This is a genomic window from Streptococcus sp. HMSC068F04, assembly GCF_001837455.1.
In the GTDB taxonomy this organism is placed as follows: Bacteria; Bacillota; Bacilli; order Lactobacillales; family Streptococcaceae; genus Streptococcus; species Streptococcus salivarius_D.
Window position 1 is genome coordinate 122,110 of sequence record NZ_KV832464.1, and the last position, 17,440, is coordinate 139,549.

20 protein-coding genes and 1 pseudogene are annotated in these 17,440 nt (G+C 40.7%); 7 read left to right on the top strand and 14 right to left on the bottom strand.

Features of this window, described 5'->3' with window-relative positions; all coding sequences use genetic code 11:
- Nucleotides 1–71: 71 nt before the first annotated feature.
- The 5 genes from HMPREF2571_RS02360 to HMPREF2571_RS02380 all read right to left on the bottom strand — a co-directional run bounded on the left by HMPREF2571_RS02360 (nt 72) and on the right by HMPREF2571_RS02380 (nt 3,487).
- Nucleotides 72–782, bottom strand: coding sequence for a MerR family transcriptional regulator (locus HMPREF2571_RS02360; RefSeq protein ID WP_002886488.1), 711 nt, complete (start codon nt 780–782; stop codon nt 72–74).
- Nucleotides 783–863: 81 nt separating this feature from the next.
- Nucleotides 864–1,295 (bottom strand): DUF3021 family protein, encoded by a 432-nt coding sequence (locus tag HMPREF2571_RS02365; protein WP_002886487.1) that lies wholly within the window; start codon nt 1,293–1,295, stop codon nt 864–866.
- 9 nt (nt 1,296–1,304) lie between these two features.
- Entirely contained in the window at nt 1,305–1,760 is a 456-nt protein-coding gene (locus HMPREF2571_RS02370; protein WP_002886486.1) for a LytTR family DNA-binding domain-containing protein, read from the bottom strand.
- An 18-nt stretch (nt 1,761–1,778) separates the two neighbouring features.
- Nucleotides 1,779–2,621, bottom strand: coding sequence for an ABC transporter permease (locus HMPREF2571_RS02375; RefSeq protein WP_070847114.1), 843 nt, complete (start codon nt 2,619–2,621; stop codon nt 1,779–1,781).
- Complete coding sequence (locus HMPREF2571_RS02380) at nt 2,621–3,487, bottom strand: ABC transporter ATP-binding protein (RefSeq protein WP_070847116.1); 867 nt, start codon at nt 3,485–3,487, stop codon at nt 2,621–2,623. The genes HMPREF2571_RS02375 and HMPREF2571_RS02380 overlap by 1 nt, the downstream gene beginning before the upstream one ends.
- A gap of 102 nt (nt 3,488–3,589) precedes the next feature.
- On the opposite strand from HMPREF2571_RS02380, the pseudogene HMPREF2571_RS10960 reads away from it, so the two are divergent.
- Nucleotides 3,590–3,742 (top strand): annotated as a pseudogene (locus tag HMPREF2571_RS10960) (GTP cyclohydrolase); the annotation flags it as partial.
- Between the two features lie 94 nt (nt 3,743–3,836).
- On the opposite strand, the gene HMPREF2571_RS02390 reads toward HMPREF2571_RS10960, so the two are convergent.
- The 4 genes from HMPREF2571_RS02390 to leuS all read right to left on the bottom strand — a co-directional run bounded on the left by HMPREF2571_RS02390 (nt 3,837) and on the right by leuS (nt 8,736).
- Nucleotides 3,837–4,250 carry a YjdF family protein gene (locus tag HMPREF2571_RS02390; RefSeq protein WP_045771711.1) on the bottom strand — a complete coding sequence of 138 codons (414 nt, stop codon included), beginning with the start codon at nt 4,248–4,250 and terminating at the stop codon, nt 3,837–3,839.
- Between the two features lie 142 nt (nt 4,251–4,392).
- Nucleotides 4,393–5,625, bottom strand: coding sequence for an acyl-CoA thioesterase/BAAT N-terminal domain-containing protein (locus HMPREF2571_RS10645; protein ID WP_045771738.1), 1,233 nt, complete (start codon nt 5,623–5,625; stop codon nt 4,393–4,395).
- A gap of 55 nt (nt 5,626–5,680) precedes the next feature.
- A complete protein-coding gene (locus HMPREF2571_RS02400; protein ID WP_045771710.1) occupies nt 5,681–6,136 on the bottom strand; it encodes a MarR family winged helix-turn-helix transcriptional regulator in 456 nt (151 codons plus the stop codon).
- 98 nt (nt 6,137–6,234) lie between these two features.
- Entirely contained in the window at nt 6,235–8,736 is a 2,502-nt protein-coding gene (gene leuS, locus HMPREF2571_RS02405; protein ID WP_070847119.1) for a leucine--tRNA ligase, read from the bottom strand.
- Between the two features lie 193 nt (nt 8,737–8,929).
- Here leuS and HMPREF2571_RS02410 point away from each other — a divergent pair, with 193 nt between their 5' ends.
- Together HMPREF2571_RS02410 and HMPREF2571_RS02415 are read left to right on the top strand one after the other, a co-directional pair.
- A complete protein-coding gene (locus HMPREF2571_RS02410; RefSeq protein ID WP_070847121.1) occupies nt 8,930–9,697 on the top strand; it encodes a DeoR/GlpR family DNA-binding transcription regulator in 768 nt (255 codons plus the stop codon).
- Nucleotides 9,690–10,499, top strand: coding sequence for a Cof-type HAD-IIB family hydrolase (locus HMPREF2571_RS02415; protein WP_070847124.1), 810 nt, complete (start codon nt 9,690–9,692; stop codon nt 10,497–10,499). Before HMPREF2571_RS02410 ends, HMPREF2571_RS02415 begins: the two co-directional genes overlap by 8 nt.
- A 131-nt stretch (nt 10,500–10,630) precedes the next feature.
- On the opposite strand, the gene HMPREF2571_RS10965 is transcribed toward HMPREF2571_RS02415, so the two are convergent.
- The 5 genes from HMPREF2571_RS10965 to pbp2a all read right to left on the bottom strand — a co-directional run bounded on the left by HMPREF2571_RS10965 (nt 10,631) and on the right by pbp2a (nt 14,702).
- Nucleotides 10,631–11,119, bottom strand: a complete 489-nt coding sequence (locus HMPREF2571_RS10965) for a phosphatase PAP2 family protein (protein ID WP_070847126.1) — start codon at nt 11,117–11,119, stop codon at nt 10,631–10,633.
- 129 nt (nt 11,120–11,248) lie between these two features.
- Nucleotides 11,249–11,788 carry a transcription termination/antitermination protein NusG gene (gene nusG / locus HMPREF2571_RS02425; protein WP_002883644.1) on the bottom strand — a complete coding sequence of 180 codons (540 nt, stop codon included), beginning with the start codon at nt 11,786–11,788 and terminating at the stop codon, nt 11,249–11,251.
- A gap of 200 nt (nt 11,789–11,988) precedes the next feature.
- Nucleotides 11,989–12,165, bottom strand: a complete 177-nt coding sequence (gene secE, locus HMPREF2571_RS02430; protein WP_002883656.1) for a preprotein translocase subunit SecE — start codon at nt 12,163–12,165, stop codon at nt 11,989–11,991.
- An 8-nt stretch (nt 12,166–12,173) separates the two neighbouring features.
- Nucleotides 12,174–12,326 carry a 50S ribosomal protein L33 gene (gene rpmG, locus HMPREF2571_RS10215; RefSeq protein ID WP_002886472.1) on the bottom strand — a complete coding sequence of 51 codons (153 nt, stop codon included), beginning with the start codon at nt 12,324–12,326 and terminating at the stop codon, nt 12,174–12,176.
- 48 nt (nt 12,327–12,374) lie between these two features.
- Nucleotides 12,375–14,702: a penicillin-binding protein PBP2A gene (pbp2a, locus tag HMPREF2571_RS02435; protein WP_014633641.1), complete on the bottom strand. Its 2,328-nt coding sequence runs from the start codon at nt 14,700–14,702 to the stop codon at nt 12,375–12,377.
- 65 nt (nt 14,703–14,767) lie between these two features.
- Here pbp2a and HMPREF2571_RS02440 point away from each other — a divergent pair, with 65 nt between their 5' ends.
- The 4 genes from HMPREF2571_RS02440 to HMPREF2571_RS02450 all read left to right on the top strand — a co-directional run bounded on the left by HMPREF2571_RS02440 (nt 14,768) and on the right by HMPREF2571_RS02450 (nt 17,395).
- Nucleotides 14,768–15,637 (top strand): RluA family pseudouridine synthase, encoded by an 870-nt coding sequence (locus tag HMPREF2571_RS02440; protein WP_013989999.1) that lies wholly within the window; start codon nt 14,768–14,770, stop codon nt 15,635–15,637.
- 184 nt (nt 15,638–15,821) lie between these two features.
- Complete coding sequence (locus tag HMPREF2571_RS02445; RefSeq protein WP_013989998.1) at nt 15,822–16,154, top strand: TM2 domain-containing protein; 333 nt, start codon at nt 15,822–15,824, stop codon at nt 16,152–16,154.
- On the top strand, nt 16,154–16,459 hold the full coding sequence (locus tag HMPREF2571_RS10220; RefSeq protein ID WP_013989997.1) for a DUF2752 domain-containing protein: 306 nt from the start codon (nt 16,154–16,156) through the stop codon (nt 16,457–16,459). Before HMPREF2571_RS02445 ends, HMPREF2571_RS10220 begins: the two co-directional genes overlap by 1 nt.
- 90 nt (nt 16,460–16,549) lie before the next feature.
- Complete coding sequence (locus HMPREF2571_RS02450) at nt 16,550–17,395, top strand: superinfection immunity protein (RefSeq protein WP_013989996.1); 846 nt, start codon at nt 16,550–16,552, stop codon at nt 17,393–17,395.
- Nucleotides 17,396–17,440 lie beyond the last annotated feature (45 nt).

The window sequence follows — 17,440 nt, forward strand, 5'->3', positions numbered from 1 at the left end:
TTATAAAAATAGTGACATAAATGTCACTATGGCATGAAAAAAGCCAAAGTCTTATAGACTTTGGCCTTAGTTTATTGACAATAAATACGAATAGCTTCTGCGAGAAAGGCGGCAGTACCTCTTCCTCCGACTTTATCGATAAAACTAGAAAAGCGATTATCTGTTTGATACATCTGACCTAGACCAGCTAATACCGTTTGGTCACATGGATAAAAATGCTGACTAATATAATCTTGTAACCCCTTTACTTGCTCCTGAACACTATCATCACCAGGATTATACTCCTTGAGCTGTCCAAAGGTAGACATGATTGCAGTCATCTCTTTTGTAACTTCAGGGAAGGACTCCTCTTCCTTATCCGCAAAAGCTTGATAAGCTTCTGTCTGACCCCATCTAGCCTGAGCTTCTTCCTGAAAGGCTTCCACAGCTTTTTGATCAAATGCTTCAAATGACATTTCTTCTTCCTCCATTTGTAAGGCCTTGGCATGAGCTATGACGGCTTCCAACCGGGACTTTTTCAGCTCTAAGAGCTTAATCTGATCCCTAAGCGCTTGAACTTTGTCATAACCTGGTTGACCTACGATTTCCTTAATTTTTTTGAGAGGAAAGTCTAACTCACGGTAAAGCAATATTTCCTGCAAACGGACAACCGCATCGCGATTATAGTAACGGTAACCATTTTCAGCCACAACTGACGGTTTCAGCAAATCAATTTCGTCATAATAATGAAGGGTGCGCACACTGACACCTGATAGTTGGCTCACTTCTTTTACAGATTTCATTAGAACTCCTCTCTGATTAAGAGTATAAGCTATGACGTGGCGTGAGGGTCAAGAGGAAAAAGAGTATTTTTTTGAAGTTTACTATAATTTATTACTTTTCTTTTTCTGGCTTCGACGATGCAGTAAAGCTTGATTAATACGCTGTGTTCTCATATGCATTTGCCAAATGAGATATAGCCAGATAATACTATAAACGGAAATGAAGACAATCCATATAGCAGGGTTCGTTAAAGCCTCATACCAGCCTGATATCAGACAAGTCACTGTAAGTACAATCGCCGTCAACAAGAAATGCAAGATTATTCTAAGCCTATACGATATGCAGTCAATCTCTTCCAAAATCCACGAGAGCATTCCCATCAAACCACTCATCATAAAGAGGGCTAAAATATTCCCCACACTAACTTTGGGATAGATAAGCTGGGGAAATAATTGACCAAGTAAAAGGAGTGCAAGGTAAAAGAACGATCCCGTTCTCACGCCGGATACAAAATAAGCAATTAAACGTTTCATTGGTTCCTCCTACACCCCTAAATAATCCATCAAGGATTTGACATATTTTCGGCTGACACTGGACTTCACCCCACCTGTCATTTTAGCCATCATATTGCCAGAAAAACTATCTGATAGGGACTCCAAATGGTCTATATTCATAACAGCATGACGTGATATCTGTAAAAAACTTCGACGATTGATGCGATGCTGAAAGTTTGTTAGTGTCTCTCTCATCGTATAGGTATTGTTTACGGTATAAATCGTTAACACATTCTTATCAATCTCAGCTAGGATAATGTCATCAATTTTTACCATAACCAAATGATCATCCGTTTTAATAGGAATCACCACTTGATTTACAACTGAAAATTGTTCGAGATAATCCATTACCTCTCGTGCTTGATCAGACAATCGCTCTGCTTGGATGACCACACAGGGATCCTTTGCCGAAATATCTGATTTTTCTTCAAAACGAAGTTTCATTCCTATTCCAACTCTCACTTATTTTTTCTGACTAGTTTTTTTCACTAAAACAATCCAAAGGATACTTGCTAGAAGAATACCTCCTAACACTATAAGGTAAGTATTTTCCTTTGTCAATAAACCTTGCCACTTGAGCTGAACGCCCATTTTTTCTTGAAACTCTTGAAGAAGGTTATCTTGACCTTTAAAGGTCTCACTTAATGTTTCTTTCATGAGGACTTGTCGATAAAGTGCAGCAATATAAGTTGCTGGAGTACATTTCATTAGTAGTTGTGCAAAATCAGGTAGAATGCCCAAAGGTACATAAGTTCCTACCAAAAAACCAGAAGCTGTCCCCACTATGGTCGCAAACTTTCCAAGACTGTCTACGGATTGGAAAAAGTAAACAAAAATGGCATTCACTAAGCTAGAAAGCAGGCTACTAAGTAGCATAATGAGGAGAAGTTCGGGTAGTATGGATAATTTTGGCACTTCTCTAAAATAGCTACACATCAGCACATACATAAGGACCTGCATGAAAAAAGAGATGATGATTGCGCTCGTTAGATACGAAAATGGTAACCGCCACTTTCCTTGATCCGATAAATAAAGATCCTGATCTACTTGATGTTCACGGTCCTTTACTAACTGAGTCAGGGCAGCCAGACTTGTCGTTATCCCTGTCACAGCCAGCGTCCCACTCATCAACCAATTATTTAACAAAGGGCCACTATTGGGGAGTTGATTCCAAGCATCTGTTAGATTTTTTTGAAGAAAAATAATATAAAGAATAAAGGAAATCAAGGCTCCCAACAAGGAGAAGAAAACTCCTGAACGATTCCTGAAGTACAATAAAAAATTTCGCTTTAGTAAGGCTAGCATTAGCGAACCTCCCTTCCTGTAAGTGCAATAAAGGCATCATCCATAGTCCCGGGACGAAACTCAAAATGGTCTATTCTATCTCTAACTTGTGCCAGGTAATCAATGGCTTGCCTTTCACTCTCGGGTTGAAAAACATACTCCAGTTGACTTTGTTGCTCTACTGACATTCCCGAAGTTTTAAGACTTTCTATCTGCTGTATCTCCTTGAAACGAATCTTCAAGATGTTTTTTGCATACTGGCTCTTAATATCTAATGCCGATCCCTGAGCAATCACTTTCCCATGGTCCACAATATAAATCAGATCAGCTTCATCCGCTTCGTCAAGATAATGCGTGGTCAGTACAACGGTCATCCCCTCTTCTCTCTGCAATTGATAGAGCAAATCCCAAATAGACTTCCGGGTTTGAATGTCTAAACCTGTCGTTGGTTCGTCTAAGAAAAGAATATCTGGTTGTGAGAGCAGAGCACGCGCAATGTCAACCCGACGCTTTTGGCCACCTGAAAGCGTCCCGTATCTCTGCTTTTGGAAAGCTGATAGGCCTAGCCGACCAATGAGATCAGACACACGATTGGGTTTCAGTCCTTTATACTGTTTCGCACGAATAGTCAGATTTTCCCTAACCGTCAGCATCTCATCTAAAACACTAGTCTGGAAGACCACACCAATTTTAGTACCGGATTCATAGATAATTTCACCTTGCGTTGGTTGTTTCAAACCAATCAACATGGAAATTGTCGTTGATTTCCCCGCTCCATTTGGTCCTAGAATCGCATTGAAAGTCCCTCTTTTGAATTGTAATTGAATATTATCAACAGCAAGGTGGTTCCTATACCGTTTGCTTATGTTTTTAGCTTGTAAAATCATTATTTTCTCTCCTTTTGATAGAACCAGTCTAGCAAAAAAGCCGTTTAAAAAACGGCTTTTGGGGATAAGTGGTCAAAATGAGAGTCCAAGTGGAGGGATGGAAGAGCTAAAAATAAAGAAGCTGTTCAAGAAATCATTACACACGATCCATTCTATCAAAATGAGATTGCCCAATATGGTGTCATTGAATTTGAGGCAAGTAAGTATTGTCCTGAATTTGAAACTATCATCAGTAAAAGTTTTGACGATAAGTAACTAGATTAGGAAACAGTTGAAATCTATTCTTCAATACTAGTAAAAACAGCTCCTTTCTATTTAGAAAAGAGCTGTTTCTATAAAGAGAAACACATTAATGTCCTTTATGCTTGTCTCTTCGTTTTTGCTGTTTGCGTTCGAATTTCTCTTGTTTGAGCAATTGCTTTTGGACACTAGATTGATGTTTTGAAATCTTTTTCCTTTCCTCATACTGCAACTGCAATAGTTCTTTCGACTTGGAAGAAATTTTCTGCTTTACTTGTTTCTTCACAGCTCGCTGTAATCGTTTAGGATTCTTGATTTTTACATGTTGCTTAACTGTAGCTTCTGGACTAAAAGATAATTGAGTAAACTGAGTCTGTAAAATCTCTAGAATTTCATCATCTTTTGGCTCCTGACCAAATGTCACACGACAAACTTGATAAGTTTCTCGATACACTTGTTCGAACAAACCATGCCAAAATCCATCTTCAAAATAAACTGTCAAGCCAATTGAAATTGTTTCCACGACAGCACCTCCTTAAATCTATCCCTAAGAATGGACAACCAAGGAGGAAGGTTACTGATAGGCTTGCCTACGTCTGGACTACCAACCAGAACTGTGTTTTTATCTTAGTTGGGATTATTATAGCATATTTATAATCTTATTTTTATTGCTTCTTCAAATGCCTATCAAAAAAATGAATTGTAGCCAACCAAGAATCCTTACTCTCTTTCATCAATAAACGCCAATCTTTTCGATAGCGATGATTGGGTTGATAAGCCACTGTCAACATGTGACCTGTCTCATGGTATTTTTTAAATGTAATGTGGTGTCCTTTATAATGTGAGACAATATCATCAATTGCTGACGAGGCATCCCATATTTCATCAACAGTACTTCCGAGCAATAAGATTGGTGAATGCATTTGACCAATATCTATCCTAGCAGAGCAATCTTTAGGGAAGGATTTTTTTAAAAGTTTGCTGAACAGATAATCTCTAAGTCGAAACTTTTGATAAGGAAGTTCTTTTTGCAAATATGTCCAAGAAGAAGTATGAGAGTTCCATTTCCCTTTTATCCCTTCATACACCACATCAGAGGGTGAATTTAGTACCAAACATTGAACGTCATTAAAAATGCTCTCCTCAGCTAAAACTAACTCTGCTCCCTTAGACCGTCCATAGATTCCAATTCTTTCACTATCTACTTGAGGATGCTGACGTAGATAATCCTTTGCTTCCACAAGGCACTCTAAAGGAATACGTTCCAAATGTTTTGGCAACCCCTCTAAACCAAAGTAGGCAACTGCTAGGCAAATATAACCTCTAGAAGATAGAAGCTGAGCTATATTCTGTGCCTTTTCAATCCTTCCTTCACTACCGCTCACAATAATCAATGCTGGTGCTTTTATTGCCTTTTTATCATAAAAGAGTCTCCCTTGAAAATGTTTCCCGTAAATATCTTGATGACTAATTTGCGAACTCATGTAATGTCTTGTGAAAGTTCTCTCTGCGACGACAGTATTACCTTGTATAATTTTGATTTCCACAAAAAAGTGATCTAATAAGGGAATTTTAGAAAGAGAGTTTGGAAGTTTCTTTTTCCTATTGGTCAAAGGTTTGGCATTAAAGAATAACCCCATTGTTGCAATATCTTCATAAGAGCCAGAACAAGATGGAGTTTGTGAAATATCAATAATACCATTCTTATCTGATACAAAAGTCGCTGCTGATTTCCATAAAACATCATGAGCTAAAAGCATGGGAGCATTGATACAATAATAATCGGATAGAAACATTTCGACTCGATATATTTCTCTTGGTTTTAAGCCATCGATGACAATATTAAAAGATTCGTCTGCTAAATCAGACTCTGAGATCAGTTCAATTTTTATATTCATATCTTCCTTTTTTGTTAATGTAATTAACAATATAGTTTTAAAATTACCGTGATTTTTACCACGGTAATTCTTGCCATACCTTTTCAACATCATCCATCAATTTCATAACCATTTGAAGATCCTCCTCACTATAGTTTCTTAAAACTGAAAAAATGGCTGTCTCAATATGTTCTTGCTGCTCTTTATGGATATTAAAAACGTCAACCCCTTTTTGGGATAATATCAGATATTTATTTTTTTCATTATCTGGTGCAAATTCAAAAGAAACGAGATCTTTCTTGGTTAAACGTCTAACACTCTGAGTAATGGCACTCCTAGAGACTTCAAGTAACTCAGATAATTTCACTAAATTCACAGGCTGATTCCGACCTATTAGGTCAATCAAATGGACTTCATTAATAGTGATTGATTTATCAATACTGTTCCGATGTTGATCTTTTTTCAACTGTTCAAAGGCTAAAACAAAACTGTTAAAACGATTATTAAACTTATGCAGTTCTTTCTTATTCATAGCGTTCCTCTTTTGTTAATAAGATTAACAAAATGATATTTTCTTGTCAAGTTGAGCCTAAAAAAATCCTCCAGAGCTAAGCTCCGAAGGATTTATTTTTATTTTACAACAATATTAACGAGTTTATTTGGTACCGCAATCACTTTCACGATTTCCTTGCCATCAATCTCTGCCTTGACTTTTTCATTAGCAAGAGCGACTTCTTGCAACTCTTCGCGTGAAAGGTCTTTCGCAACCATGAGTTTGGCACGAACTTTACCTTTGATTTGAACGACGATTTCGATTTCGTCTTCAACCAATTTGCTTTCATCCCATGTTGGCCAAGCTACATAAGAGATAGACTCACCTGTTTCTGCGACTGTTTGCCAGAGTTCTTCCGCCAAGTGAGGCGCAAATGGGGCGATCAATTGGATAAAGCCTTTGGCGTAATCCACATAGAGTTTATCTTCCTTGTTGGCAGCATTGACAAAGACCATGAGCTGAGCAATGGCTGTGTTGAATTTCATAGACTCGATTTGCTCAGTAACAGATTTAACAGTTTCGTTATAAACCTTGTCAAGAGCGCCATTGTTTTCCGCAACGATTTCTTTACTTGTAATCAAACGATAAACACGGTCAAGGAATTTACGGCTTCCTTCCAATCCTTCTTCAGACCAAGCGATTGAGGCATCAAGTGGTCCCATGAACATTTCATAGACACGAAGGGTATCAGCACCGTATTGTTCCACCACATCGTCTGGATTGACAACGTTCTTGAGGGATTTAGACATCTTGGCTGGTGCTTGCTCCAACTCTTCCCCTGTTTCCACATGGAAGAAGGAACCGTCACGTTTTTCAACCTTGTCAGTCGCCACAAGTGCGCCACGGTGGTCACGATAGCTTGTTCCCAAGATCATTCCTTGGTTAAAGAGTTTTTGGAATGGCTCTTTAGTCGGTACAACACCGAGGTCATAGAGGAACTTATGCCAGAAACGAGCGTAAAGCAAGTGAAGCACGGCGTGTTCTGCACCACCCACATAGATATCGACTGGCAACCATTGTTTGAGGAGGTCCTCATCGGCCAATTTCTCTGTGTTGTGTGGATCGATATAGCGGAGGTAGTACCAGCTTGAACCTGCCCATTGTGGCATAGTATTAGTCTCACGACGACCTTTGACACCATCCTCACGAGTCACTTCAAGCCAGTCTGTCAAGTTAGCCAATGGGCTTTCACCAGTACCTGAAGGGCGGATGTCCTTGGTTACTGGCAAGACAAGTGGGAGTTCACTTTCTGGAACAGCTGTTGAAGTCCCATCTTCCCAATGAATAATTGGGATTGGTTCACCCCAGTAACGTTGACGGCTAAAGAGCCAGTCACGAAGACGGTAAGTGATTTTTTCTTGACCAAAGCCTTTTTCTTCCAACCAAGCCACGATTTTAGCAATCGCTTCTTCTTTGTTGAGACCGTTCAAGAAGTCAGAGTTGACGTGAAGGCCATCTTCTGTGTAAGCAGCCTCTTCAACGTTTCCACCTTCCAACACTTCTACGATTGGAAGGTCAAACTGTTTAGCAAATTCCCAGTCACGCTCATCGTGGGCAGGTACGGCCATAACAGCACCTGTTCCGTAGCTGGCAAGAACATAGTCAGCAATCCAGATTGGGATTTCTTTACCATTGACAGGGTTGATGGCATAAGCACCAGTCCAAACCCCTGTTTTTTCCTTGGCAAGGTCTGTACGAGCCAAGTCTGATTTAAGGCTGGCTTGATGTTTGTAGTCAGCTACAGCCTCAGCTTGTTCAGGTGTTGTGATGGCATCTACCAAGTCATGCTCAGGAGCCAAAACAGTGAAGGTCGCACCAAAAAGAGTATCTGGACGTGTCGTAAAGACTGTGAATTCCTTGTCTGTCCCTTTTACTTTGAAAGTGACATTGGCACCAGTTGATTTACCAATCCAGTTGCGTTGCATGTCCTTGATAGACTCTGGCCAGTCAAGGTCATCCAAGTCATTGAGCAAGCGCTCAGCATAGGCAGTGATTTTAAGCATCCATTGGCGCATTGGTTTGCGAACAACTGGATAGCCACCACGCTCAGATGTTCCATCTGGAAGAACTTCTTCGTTGGCGATAGCTGTTCCCAATTCTTCAACCCAGTTTACTGGCACTTCAGCTTCATAAGCCAAACCTTTTTCGTAAAGCTTAGTGAAGATCCATTGCGTCCACTTGTAGTAGTTCGGATCTGTCGTATTGACTTCACGGTCCCAGTCGTAAGAGAAGCCAAGCGCATTGATTTGGCGTTTGAAGTTGGCAATGTTTTCTGCTGTGAATTCTGCTGGGTCATTCCCTGTATCCATAGCGTATTGCTCTGCAGGCAAACCAAAGGCATCCCATCCCATTGGGTGAAGGACATTGTAACCTTGCGCACGTTTGAAACGGCTGAGGATATCAGTCGCTGTATAACCTTCTGGGTGTCCTACGTGAAGACCCGCTCCAGATGGATAAGGGAACATGTCAAGCGCATAAAACTTAGGTTTTGAGGCATCTGTTCCTGTCTTAAAAGTGTGATGGTCAGCCCAGTATTTTTGCCACTTAGGCTCGATTTCTTTATGATTGTAAAAACTCATGGTTTCTCTCCAATATTCGTAATGCTTCTATTATAGCATTTTTGAAGGATTTTTAAAGATGATAAGGGAACTTTAAGAGGCAAATTCGCCTGAATCTATTTTGCACTTTTTTCATTCTTTTTAAGTTTTTTTGCGCTTTTATGTAACAAAAAAGCAAAAAGATGCTATACTAGTATCAGAAAGAAGGTGACTCATGTATCAGGAACAACGATTAGAGAAAATATTAACACTTTTGGAGGAGCGCGGAAACCTATCTGTTAAGGAAATGGTTGACGCATTAGGTGTTTCCAAAGACACTGTCAGAAGAGATTTCGACTGCCTCAGCCAGAGGAATCTGGCTCAGCGTACCCATGGTGGCATTCTCCCAGTAAAAAATACCACTGTTCTTGGCTTCCAAGAACGTCAGAAAGGACTCACTGAAGACAAGAAAAAAATAGCAGACCTAGCGCTTAGCTTGGTCAAAGACCAATCTCTCCTCTTCTTCGATGTCTCTACCCTGATGCTTGAAGTTTCACAAAAATTGACTAAGAGCGTCACTGTCTACTCCCACTCTTTGGACAATGCCTTGGTCCTAAGTGGCAAAGAAGAAATCGACTTTCATCTCTTGGGAGGAAGATTTTACAGCAAAAACCGCTTCTACTATTCGCTTCACGAGGCCCAGCTCTTGCAACATCTACAATTTGACTTAGCTTTCTTCGGAGCGGCTAGTCTCAGTCAAGGAGTGGTCAGCTATGAAGATGAAGAGGACGTTGCTGTCAAACAACTGGCCATGCAAGCTGCTAGAATCAAGATACTTATTGCTGAATCTGATAAATATGAAAAGCACTCCAAATATATCTTGGGCAAGATTGAAGACTTTGACTACTGGATTACAGATAAGAAACCTGATCCTGATTTGGTCGAGTCTCTTAAAGATAAAGTAACGATTTTATACGATGGAAAGGATAGCGACTATGAGTAATATTCGTTTGATTATCAGTGACATTGATGGCACTATTCTCACTAGTAACCACCAGGTAGATGAGCAACTGATTGAGGTAATGCCAGAGCTTGAAAAAGCAAATATTCCCTTTGTTTTAGCTTCTGCCCGTTCGCCACTAGGGATGCAACCAATTGCTCATAAACTGGGACTTCATGACAATCCCATCGCTTGCTACAACGGCGCCTTAGTACTTGAGGGTGATCGTACTATCATCCAACACCCTGTGGATAAAGCTGAAATCCAAGACCTTCTTAACTACTTATCCACAGATTATCCAAGTGTCTCTGTGAATATCTACTCTGGCAAGGACTGGATCACCAACGAACTAGACAAATGGTCTCAGTTGGAAGGAAGTATCACGGGTGAATCTCCTATTATTAAGGAACTGCAAGACACGGTCTCAGACTCAGAACCACCTATCCACAAGCTATTGTTGATTGATGAGCCTGAAGTTATCCAGGACCTCCACCAAAAACTCCTAAGCATGGATTTTCCACAGACAGCCTTCTACTTATCCAAAGATAACTACTTAGAAGTCACTGCCAAACATGTTTCTAAAGAACACGCTCTCCTTGAGGTTGCCAAATATTATGACCTTCCTCTTGAAGAAGTCATGACTATCGGAGATAACTTCAACGATAGTCCTATGATAGCTCTAGCTGGCCTAGGAATTGCTATGGGCAATGCACCTGAAGGGGTTAAGGAAACAGCAAACTTAGTAACGGCTTCAAATGATGAGCATGGAGTCGCTCAAGCTATTAGAGAACATGTCCTAAACTAAGCTAATATCTAATGGTGGGAACAGCCTTTAATTGCCAACTCGAATTTTAGAACAAAAGGAAAGGTGCCCTAGAGGTGCCTTTCCTTTTTCAACGAAAAAAGCCTTCCTCTCTCGAAGAAGACCCAAATTTTCTAAAGATAAAGAAGGAGACCTAAAAGAATCCCAATGGCATAGCCTGCCAGAACATCACTAGGATAGTGAACACCACCTAGCACGCGCAAAAAAGCTAGAGCCCCCGCCAGAAAAAGCATGGCCCCACCTAGCCAGGGGTTAAGCGTCAGTGCCAACATAGCAATAACAGTCGCTGAGAAAACATGCCGGCTGGGAAAGGACTTGCCTAGACTGTCCTTCTTAATAAGGGGTTGGATATCCCAAGTCTGGTATGGACGCGGTCGATTATAGAGACTACGACCAAGAGAAAGAAGGAAAAAGCCTCCCCCCATAATAAGCACTGTCGTAGAGAGAATAAACCAGCCACCCCTTAGCAAAACCCAAATAAGAAATATAGGGAAAAGCAGGTAAAAAGTCCTAGTTATAAGCTTGTTCAACCCTTCTAAAACCTTAGCGTAAGAACGCAAAGGAGCGCTAATCCTATCGTAAAATCGTTTGTAATTCATCATCATCCGTTAGAAAAAAGGGAGTGACACAGAACTAAATTTCAAAAATCTAGCTTCTAGCCTCTCCCCTCAAGTTTAATGAGATAGTCTTCCAAGGTTGAAGTCTCTTAGCCCAACCTCTTTTTGTCTATCTTAAAGTTCAGCGATTTGGTAAAGTTCAAGTTCAGCAGCTGTTTCTGAACCAAACATATTAATCATGATTTTAACCTTGTTGTTTTCAATTTCTACAACACGGCCTTCTTGACCCATAAAGGCACCATCGATGATTTGAACCACGTCACCAACCTTGATATTAGTATCAAAGACATCAACGGTTTGACCCATTGAAATCAAGATTTGACGGATTTCTTCTTCCAAAAGTGGTGTTGGTTTAGAACGGTTACCGTGAGAACCAACGAAACCAGTAACGTTTGGAGTGTTACGAACAACGAACCATGCTTCGTCTGTCATTACCATCTCAACAAGAACGTAACCAGGGAAGCGGTTTTCTTCTACTTCTTTAACTTTACCGTTTTTCTCAACATTAACCGTTTGAGTTGGAATTTCAACACGCAAGATATTTTCAAGCATATTATAAGTTTGGGCACGTTGCAAAAGGTTTTCTTTAACTTTGTTTTCGTATCCTGAATAGGTTTGAAGGACGAACCAGCCCTTGTCGAATGAATCTAGCATTTTAGGATTCCTTTCTTTTTTCTAAATGACATTTAAACACCTTTGGCTAGCTATCTTCTAGATGCGAGTGTTAAATGTCAGTGAATGTCTAAGGTTTAATTCAAAGCGTAATAAAAAAGCCTGGTGGCCCTTGTTCTCGCTTTTATCTGCATTTATTATAACAAAAAAGAGCAGGCATTCCCACTCTTTTTGTGTTTTCTTTAGAAAAAGTTAATCAGTGCTGACATAGCGCGACTCAACAATTCATCAAATGCATAGATGATGACAGTGAAGAACGCAGTATACTCAAGAACTGAAATAAAATCGTGCCAGCGTTGTTTACGGTCTGGCCAAGTCGTGTCTTTCAAGACTTTGAAAATACTTCCAGTTTGTCTCACGGTGTCTCCTATCTTGTTTCCTTATGCAAGGTGTATTTTTTACAATGTTTACAAAATTTGTTAACTTCTAGTCGTGTTGGTTTGGGAGTGCTACTCACATTAATTGAGTAGTTTCGGCTCCCACATTCAGCACACGCTAGGCTTGCTTTTTTCTGTGCCATAACGCCTCCGTTCTTTTTATCTTACCACTTTTAAATGCAATTGACAAGCTATCTGAATAGACCTGAGAAGGAGTCTGTAATCTTATCCCAAAGGCTGCTTGCTTGATCTTTAACGTCATTCACAACGTCTGATGCCTTGTCTGTCCATGACTTGTTACTGCTATTGCGCGAGTCATTTGGATCTGCCGTATAGTCTAGTGTTTGACCATCAGCTGCATAGGCATTTTCAACGGTAAACTCAGTACCTGGTGTATTTGGCAAAACATCCGCAGCGATGTAGCTGAAAATCGTCGAAGCTGTTCCCGAGCTAGCTCCTGTTAGGTAGTGACTCTCGTCAGTCTTATCAAAACCAATCCAGGTCGTCATAACCACATCAGGAGTATAACCAATCACCCACTGGTCGCTAGTCAAATCCTTGTTAAATTCAGCCTGAACAGTACCTGTCTTACCTGCCATCGTATAACCTGTGTAGTTGGCATTCACAGCGGAACCATTTGAGAAGGTACCAAGCATCATGCTGGTCATCTGGTTAGCTACTGACTGGCTGATAACACGTTTAGACTTCTTACTATGGGTAGCAATAATGTCACCACTGGCATTTTCAATTTTAGTGATGAAATAAGCCGTGTTCATCTCACCACCATTAGCAAAGGTCGCATATGCCTGAGCCATTTGAAGAGGACTGGCTGTCACACCACCACCAAGTGAAATCCCCAGTTCTTCTGGAACATTGTCAAAGTTGAGACCGAATTTTTGACCGTAACTGATCCCTTTTTGAATACCGATTTGATTAAATAGGTAAACTGCTGGGACATTGTAGGAGTTGGCCAAAGCTTGATACATGGGGATATCCTCTGTCTCAATATCACCATAGTTAGTTGGGGTATAGCCGTTGTAGTCGATTGGTTTATTAGGGAGATCCTTGTTGATACTCCACCCTGAAGCCAAGGCCGGGGCATAAACTACCAAAGGTTTGATGGTCGAACCAGGACTACGCTTACCTTGGGTTGCATAGTTGAAATTACGGAAGGTTGTATCACTGGTACCACCTACACGACCTACTAGACCACGGACCGCTCCAGTTGTTGGATCAAGTGCCACACTAGCGGACTGGGCTGTACTACCATCACTTTCTGATGTAGGGAAGAGATAAGTATTTTCGTAGGTTTGCTGCATGTTAGCTTGTGAATTGGCATCCATCTCTGTGTAGATCTTGTAGCCATTTTTAACAATTTCATCCTCACTCAAGCCATAAGTTTTCGTAGCTTCTTCAATGACGGCATCGAAGTAAGACGGATACTTGTAGTCATCGCCAGTCCCTTGATAGGTATCATCCAGACGACTAGCCATATCAACTCCAGCCGCACTGTCGGCATCTGCCTGACTCAACTTCTTGTCATCAACCATGTTGGCGAGGACAGTGTTTCGACGGTTGGTCGCATTTTGGATATTATCGATTGGGTTGTAAATTTCAGGTCCCTTAAGCATACCCGCGAGGGTCGCTGCTTCATCAACGGTTAGATTGGCAGCACTTGTCCCGAAGTATTTTTGGCTGGCATCTTCAACACCCCAAACCCCATTTCCAAAGTAGGCATTATTGAGGTACATGGTAAGGATTTCTTGCTTGCTGTATTTCTTGGTTAATTCCAAAGAGAGGAAGAATTCCTTGGCCTTACGAGTGACTGTCTGTTCTTGTGTCAAGAAGGCATTTTTAGCCAACTGTTGGGTAATGGTCGAACCACCACCAAAGCGTCCCATGGACACAATGGCCAAGAGGAATCGCTTGACGTTAACCCCGCTATTTTCATAGAAGGTACGGTCCTCAGTTGCTATGACAGCGTTCTCCAAGCTATCACTAATGGCATCCAGCTCCACATAAGTCCCTTTTTGCCCTGACAAAGAACCAGCTTGATTACCTTCTTTGTCATAGATAACCGTCGTAGCTTTCAAGGCATCTTGAAGATCTGAAACATTGGTCGTCTTGGCAATATAGAAAAGGTAGGAACCAACTGTCAGAACCAACATAGCTACCAAGATAAAGAGAATTTTACCAATATGATAGCGACGCCAGAAACGGCGAATAGGATTTCTTGGCGAAAGTGTAAACTTGCTCAAGAACGCCTGAACCTTACCTAAAGGTTTGGTCGTATCAATAGGTTTCTTTTGCTTAGAACGTTGATAACGTGACGTCTCTTGACTTTCCTGAGACATATCTAGGTCTTCAACAGCTTGTTCAACCTCATCAGGTTTCTTAGCAAAGAGTCCCTTTATCTTATTTTGTAAATTCTTCGATTTTTCAGCAGGTTGGGAATCCTTGCCCTTTCCGCTATTTTCTTCTTTAAAAAGTTTGTTTTTTAGATTATCAAAAAATGTCATAACCCTATTATACCAAGTTTTTACAGATTCTGTCCTCTTTTAAACGTTCATGATATAATGAAACCATGACTTTACACGTAGAAATTATCAATCCCTATCCTGCAACAACTGTCAAAGACTTGCTAGAAACTAAGCTCCTCATTCCTCGTAAGATCCGTCATTTCCTACGCACGAAAAAGCACGTCCTCATCAATGGAGAGACTATTAATTGGCAGAGTCCTGTTGAAAAAGGTGATAAGATTAGCCTGACCTTTGATACAGAGGACTACCCTGAAAAGATTATCCCTATGGGAAATGCCAGTCTGGTAGAGCCTCTCTATGAGGATCAGCATCTCATCGTGGTCAATAAGCCTGAAGGAATGAAGACGCATGGTAATGAACCCACAGAAATTGCTCTACTTAACCATGTTTCGGCCTATTGTGGGCAAACCTGTTACGTCGTTCATCGACTAGACATAGAAACTAGTGGAGCTGTGCTTTTCGCAAAAAATCCCTTTATCCTGCCAATTCTCAATCGACTCTTGGAAGATAAGAAGATTCAGCGCCAATACTGTGCTTTGGCTGAAGGTAAATTTCAGACCAAGGAGACTGTGTACAAAGACAAGATTGGACGCGACCGCCATGACCGTAGAAAACGAGTGGTTGATCCTAGAAAAGGGCAGGTTGCCTATACAACCATCACGCGCCTCAAAGCCTTCAAAGGAGCTAGTCTGGTCAACTGCCAACTAAAAACCGGTCGGACCCACCAAATTCGTGTGCATTTGGCCCACCATGGGCATGCCATTCTGGGGGACCCTCTTTATAGCCACCGACCCGCATCTCGACTTATGCTCCACGCCCACACCCTTAGTTTCACCCATCCCTTAACACTCGACAAAATCACTGTTAAGGCGAGCTCAGACAGTTTTGAACAAGGGTTGAGAAATCACAAATAATAGAAGTAGGCTCATTCTCAAGCATAGTGCGAAAGGATTATCCTAATGATCCTCTAGTTATGACACAGTGGAAGCTTGCAAATAAGTTGCTTTTATTGACTTCAAAAGCCTTGACCGCCTTGAATCTCCCTTTACAATATGTTATCCTTTACATATCATTTAAAATTTGAGGGGTATTTAATTTATGAATCCAGTCGATCAATGGATAACCATTAACGCCAAGTATTTCCCAACAGAACAAGTTCAGTACATCCGTCAACGTCTTGAAGCACTTCCTGAGCAACAACTTTCAATGCTTTACTCAATCAGCTTCCAAGATCCAACAATGTTGTTGATTATTTCACTTCTAGGTGGGACTCTTGGAATTGACCGCTTTTTGTTAGGACAAATTGGTCTCGGTGTTGGTAAACTTTTGACGTGTGGTGGATGTGGTATCTGGTCAATTGTTGACTTATTCCTCATCATGGATGCTACTCGCCAATCAAACGCTCAAAAACTCTTTGCAGTTATTGGCTAATGAAAAACTATTTTACACGCTTGTGGGCCTACCACCAGCGTTTTTTTAGATTATATCTCTTAGTTTTAGTGGCAGTTTATGGAGTCTACCTTTTGCATCTTCCAACACCACTCAGTTTAATCCTAAGACCATTTGGCCTTAAAGCTTGGAGCACAGGCCTAACACGCGCTAGTGTTAGACTCTTACACCTAGATTGGCAAGGAGCCTGGGACTATAATCCACTGATATATCCTCTAGTGGTCTATATCCTAACCTATTTCTTTCTCTTTCCCATCTTTAGTGATAAGAAGATTATAAGGAAATAAAGTAAAGACTCCCATTGCGGTCCCCTTACACTATTGCTATAATTGTAAATTATCAACATTTTTTAATCAAGATATCTGGAGGTTATACACATGAAGCAACAAGATTGGATCGATTTTTTCCAAGCAGTTAATGGTCGTAATCCAAGTATTCAAGAAATGGCTGAAGCAGCTCAGAAAGGCGAGTTTGTCCGAGAAACTCCCAAACAAACTGTCGAAGTAACAGAAACTGTCTCACAAAAAGAGACTGTAGAAACTAAGCAAGATTCAGAAGTTGTTGAACCAGCAGAATCTGCACCATCAACAGAAGTGGTAGAAACTGCCGAAAAAAATGTTGACAGCTATGATGTTGCTGAAGAACCACTCACTAACTCTACAGCAGATGAAGAAGAGACTTTCCAAGCAACTAACCTAGCTCAAGAAAAGCAAGCAAAGACCTTCCAGGAACAAGTTAAACCTGTTGTAGAAACTGCCAGTCAGACTGTTAACCAATTTGCGAATCAAACTGGTGAAACTTTCCAACAAGCAAGCAAAAATCTAAACGAAACTTGGAAGAAACAAGACAAGAAAACCCAAACAAACCTCATCATGTTAGCCATCGCTGATATTCCATTTATCATCTGGGCCCTCGGAATATATTTAATTGGAGTTGCTAGCGATGAAGTTGGGGCAACGTTACCCTTAGCACTTTTCCTCCTAATTTTTTCTTTACCTTTTGTAGCACTTCTTATCTTACCAGCCCTCCTAAACAAAACAGACGAGAAATGGCTAGTCTTTGTTTTATCCATCCTCCTAAACTGGACCTTCATCGGTTGGGTCATCCTTCTTGTTGTTTCTATCAATATGAATAAGGAAGCAGAGCGTATCAAACAGCAACAAATGATGATGCAAATGGCCGGGCAACAAGGAAGTTCTGATACATTTAACCCTTTTCAGTAATTAACAACAAATAATTGAAAATCATAACCACCCGTCTAACGGGTG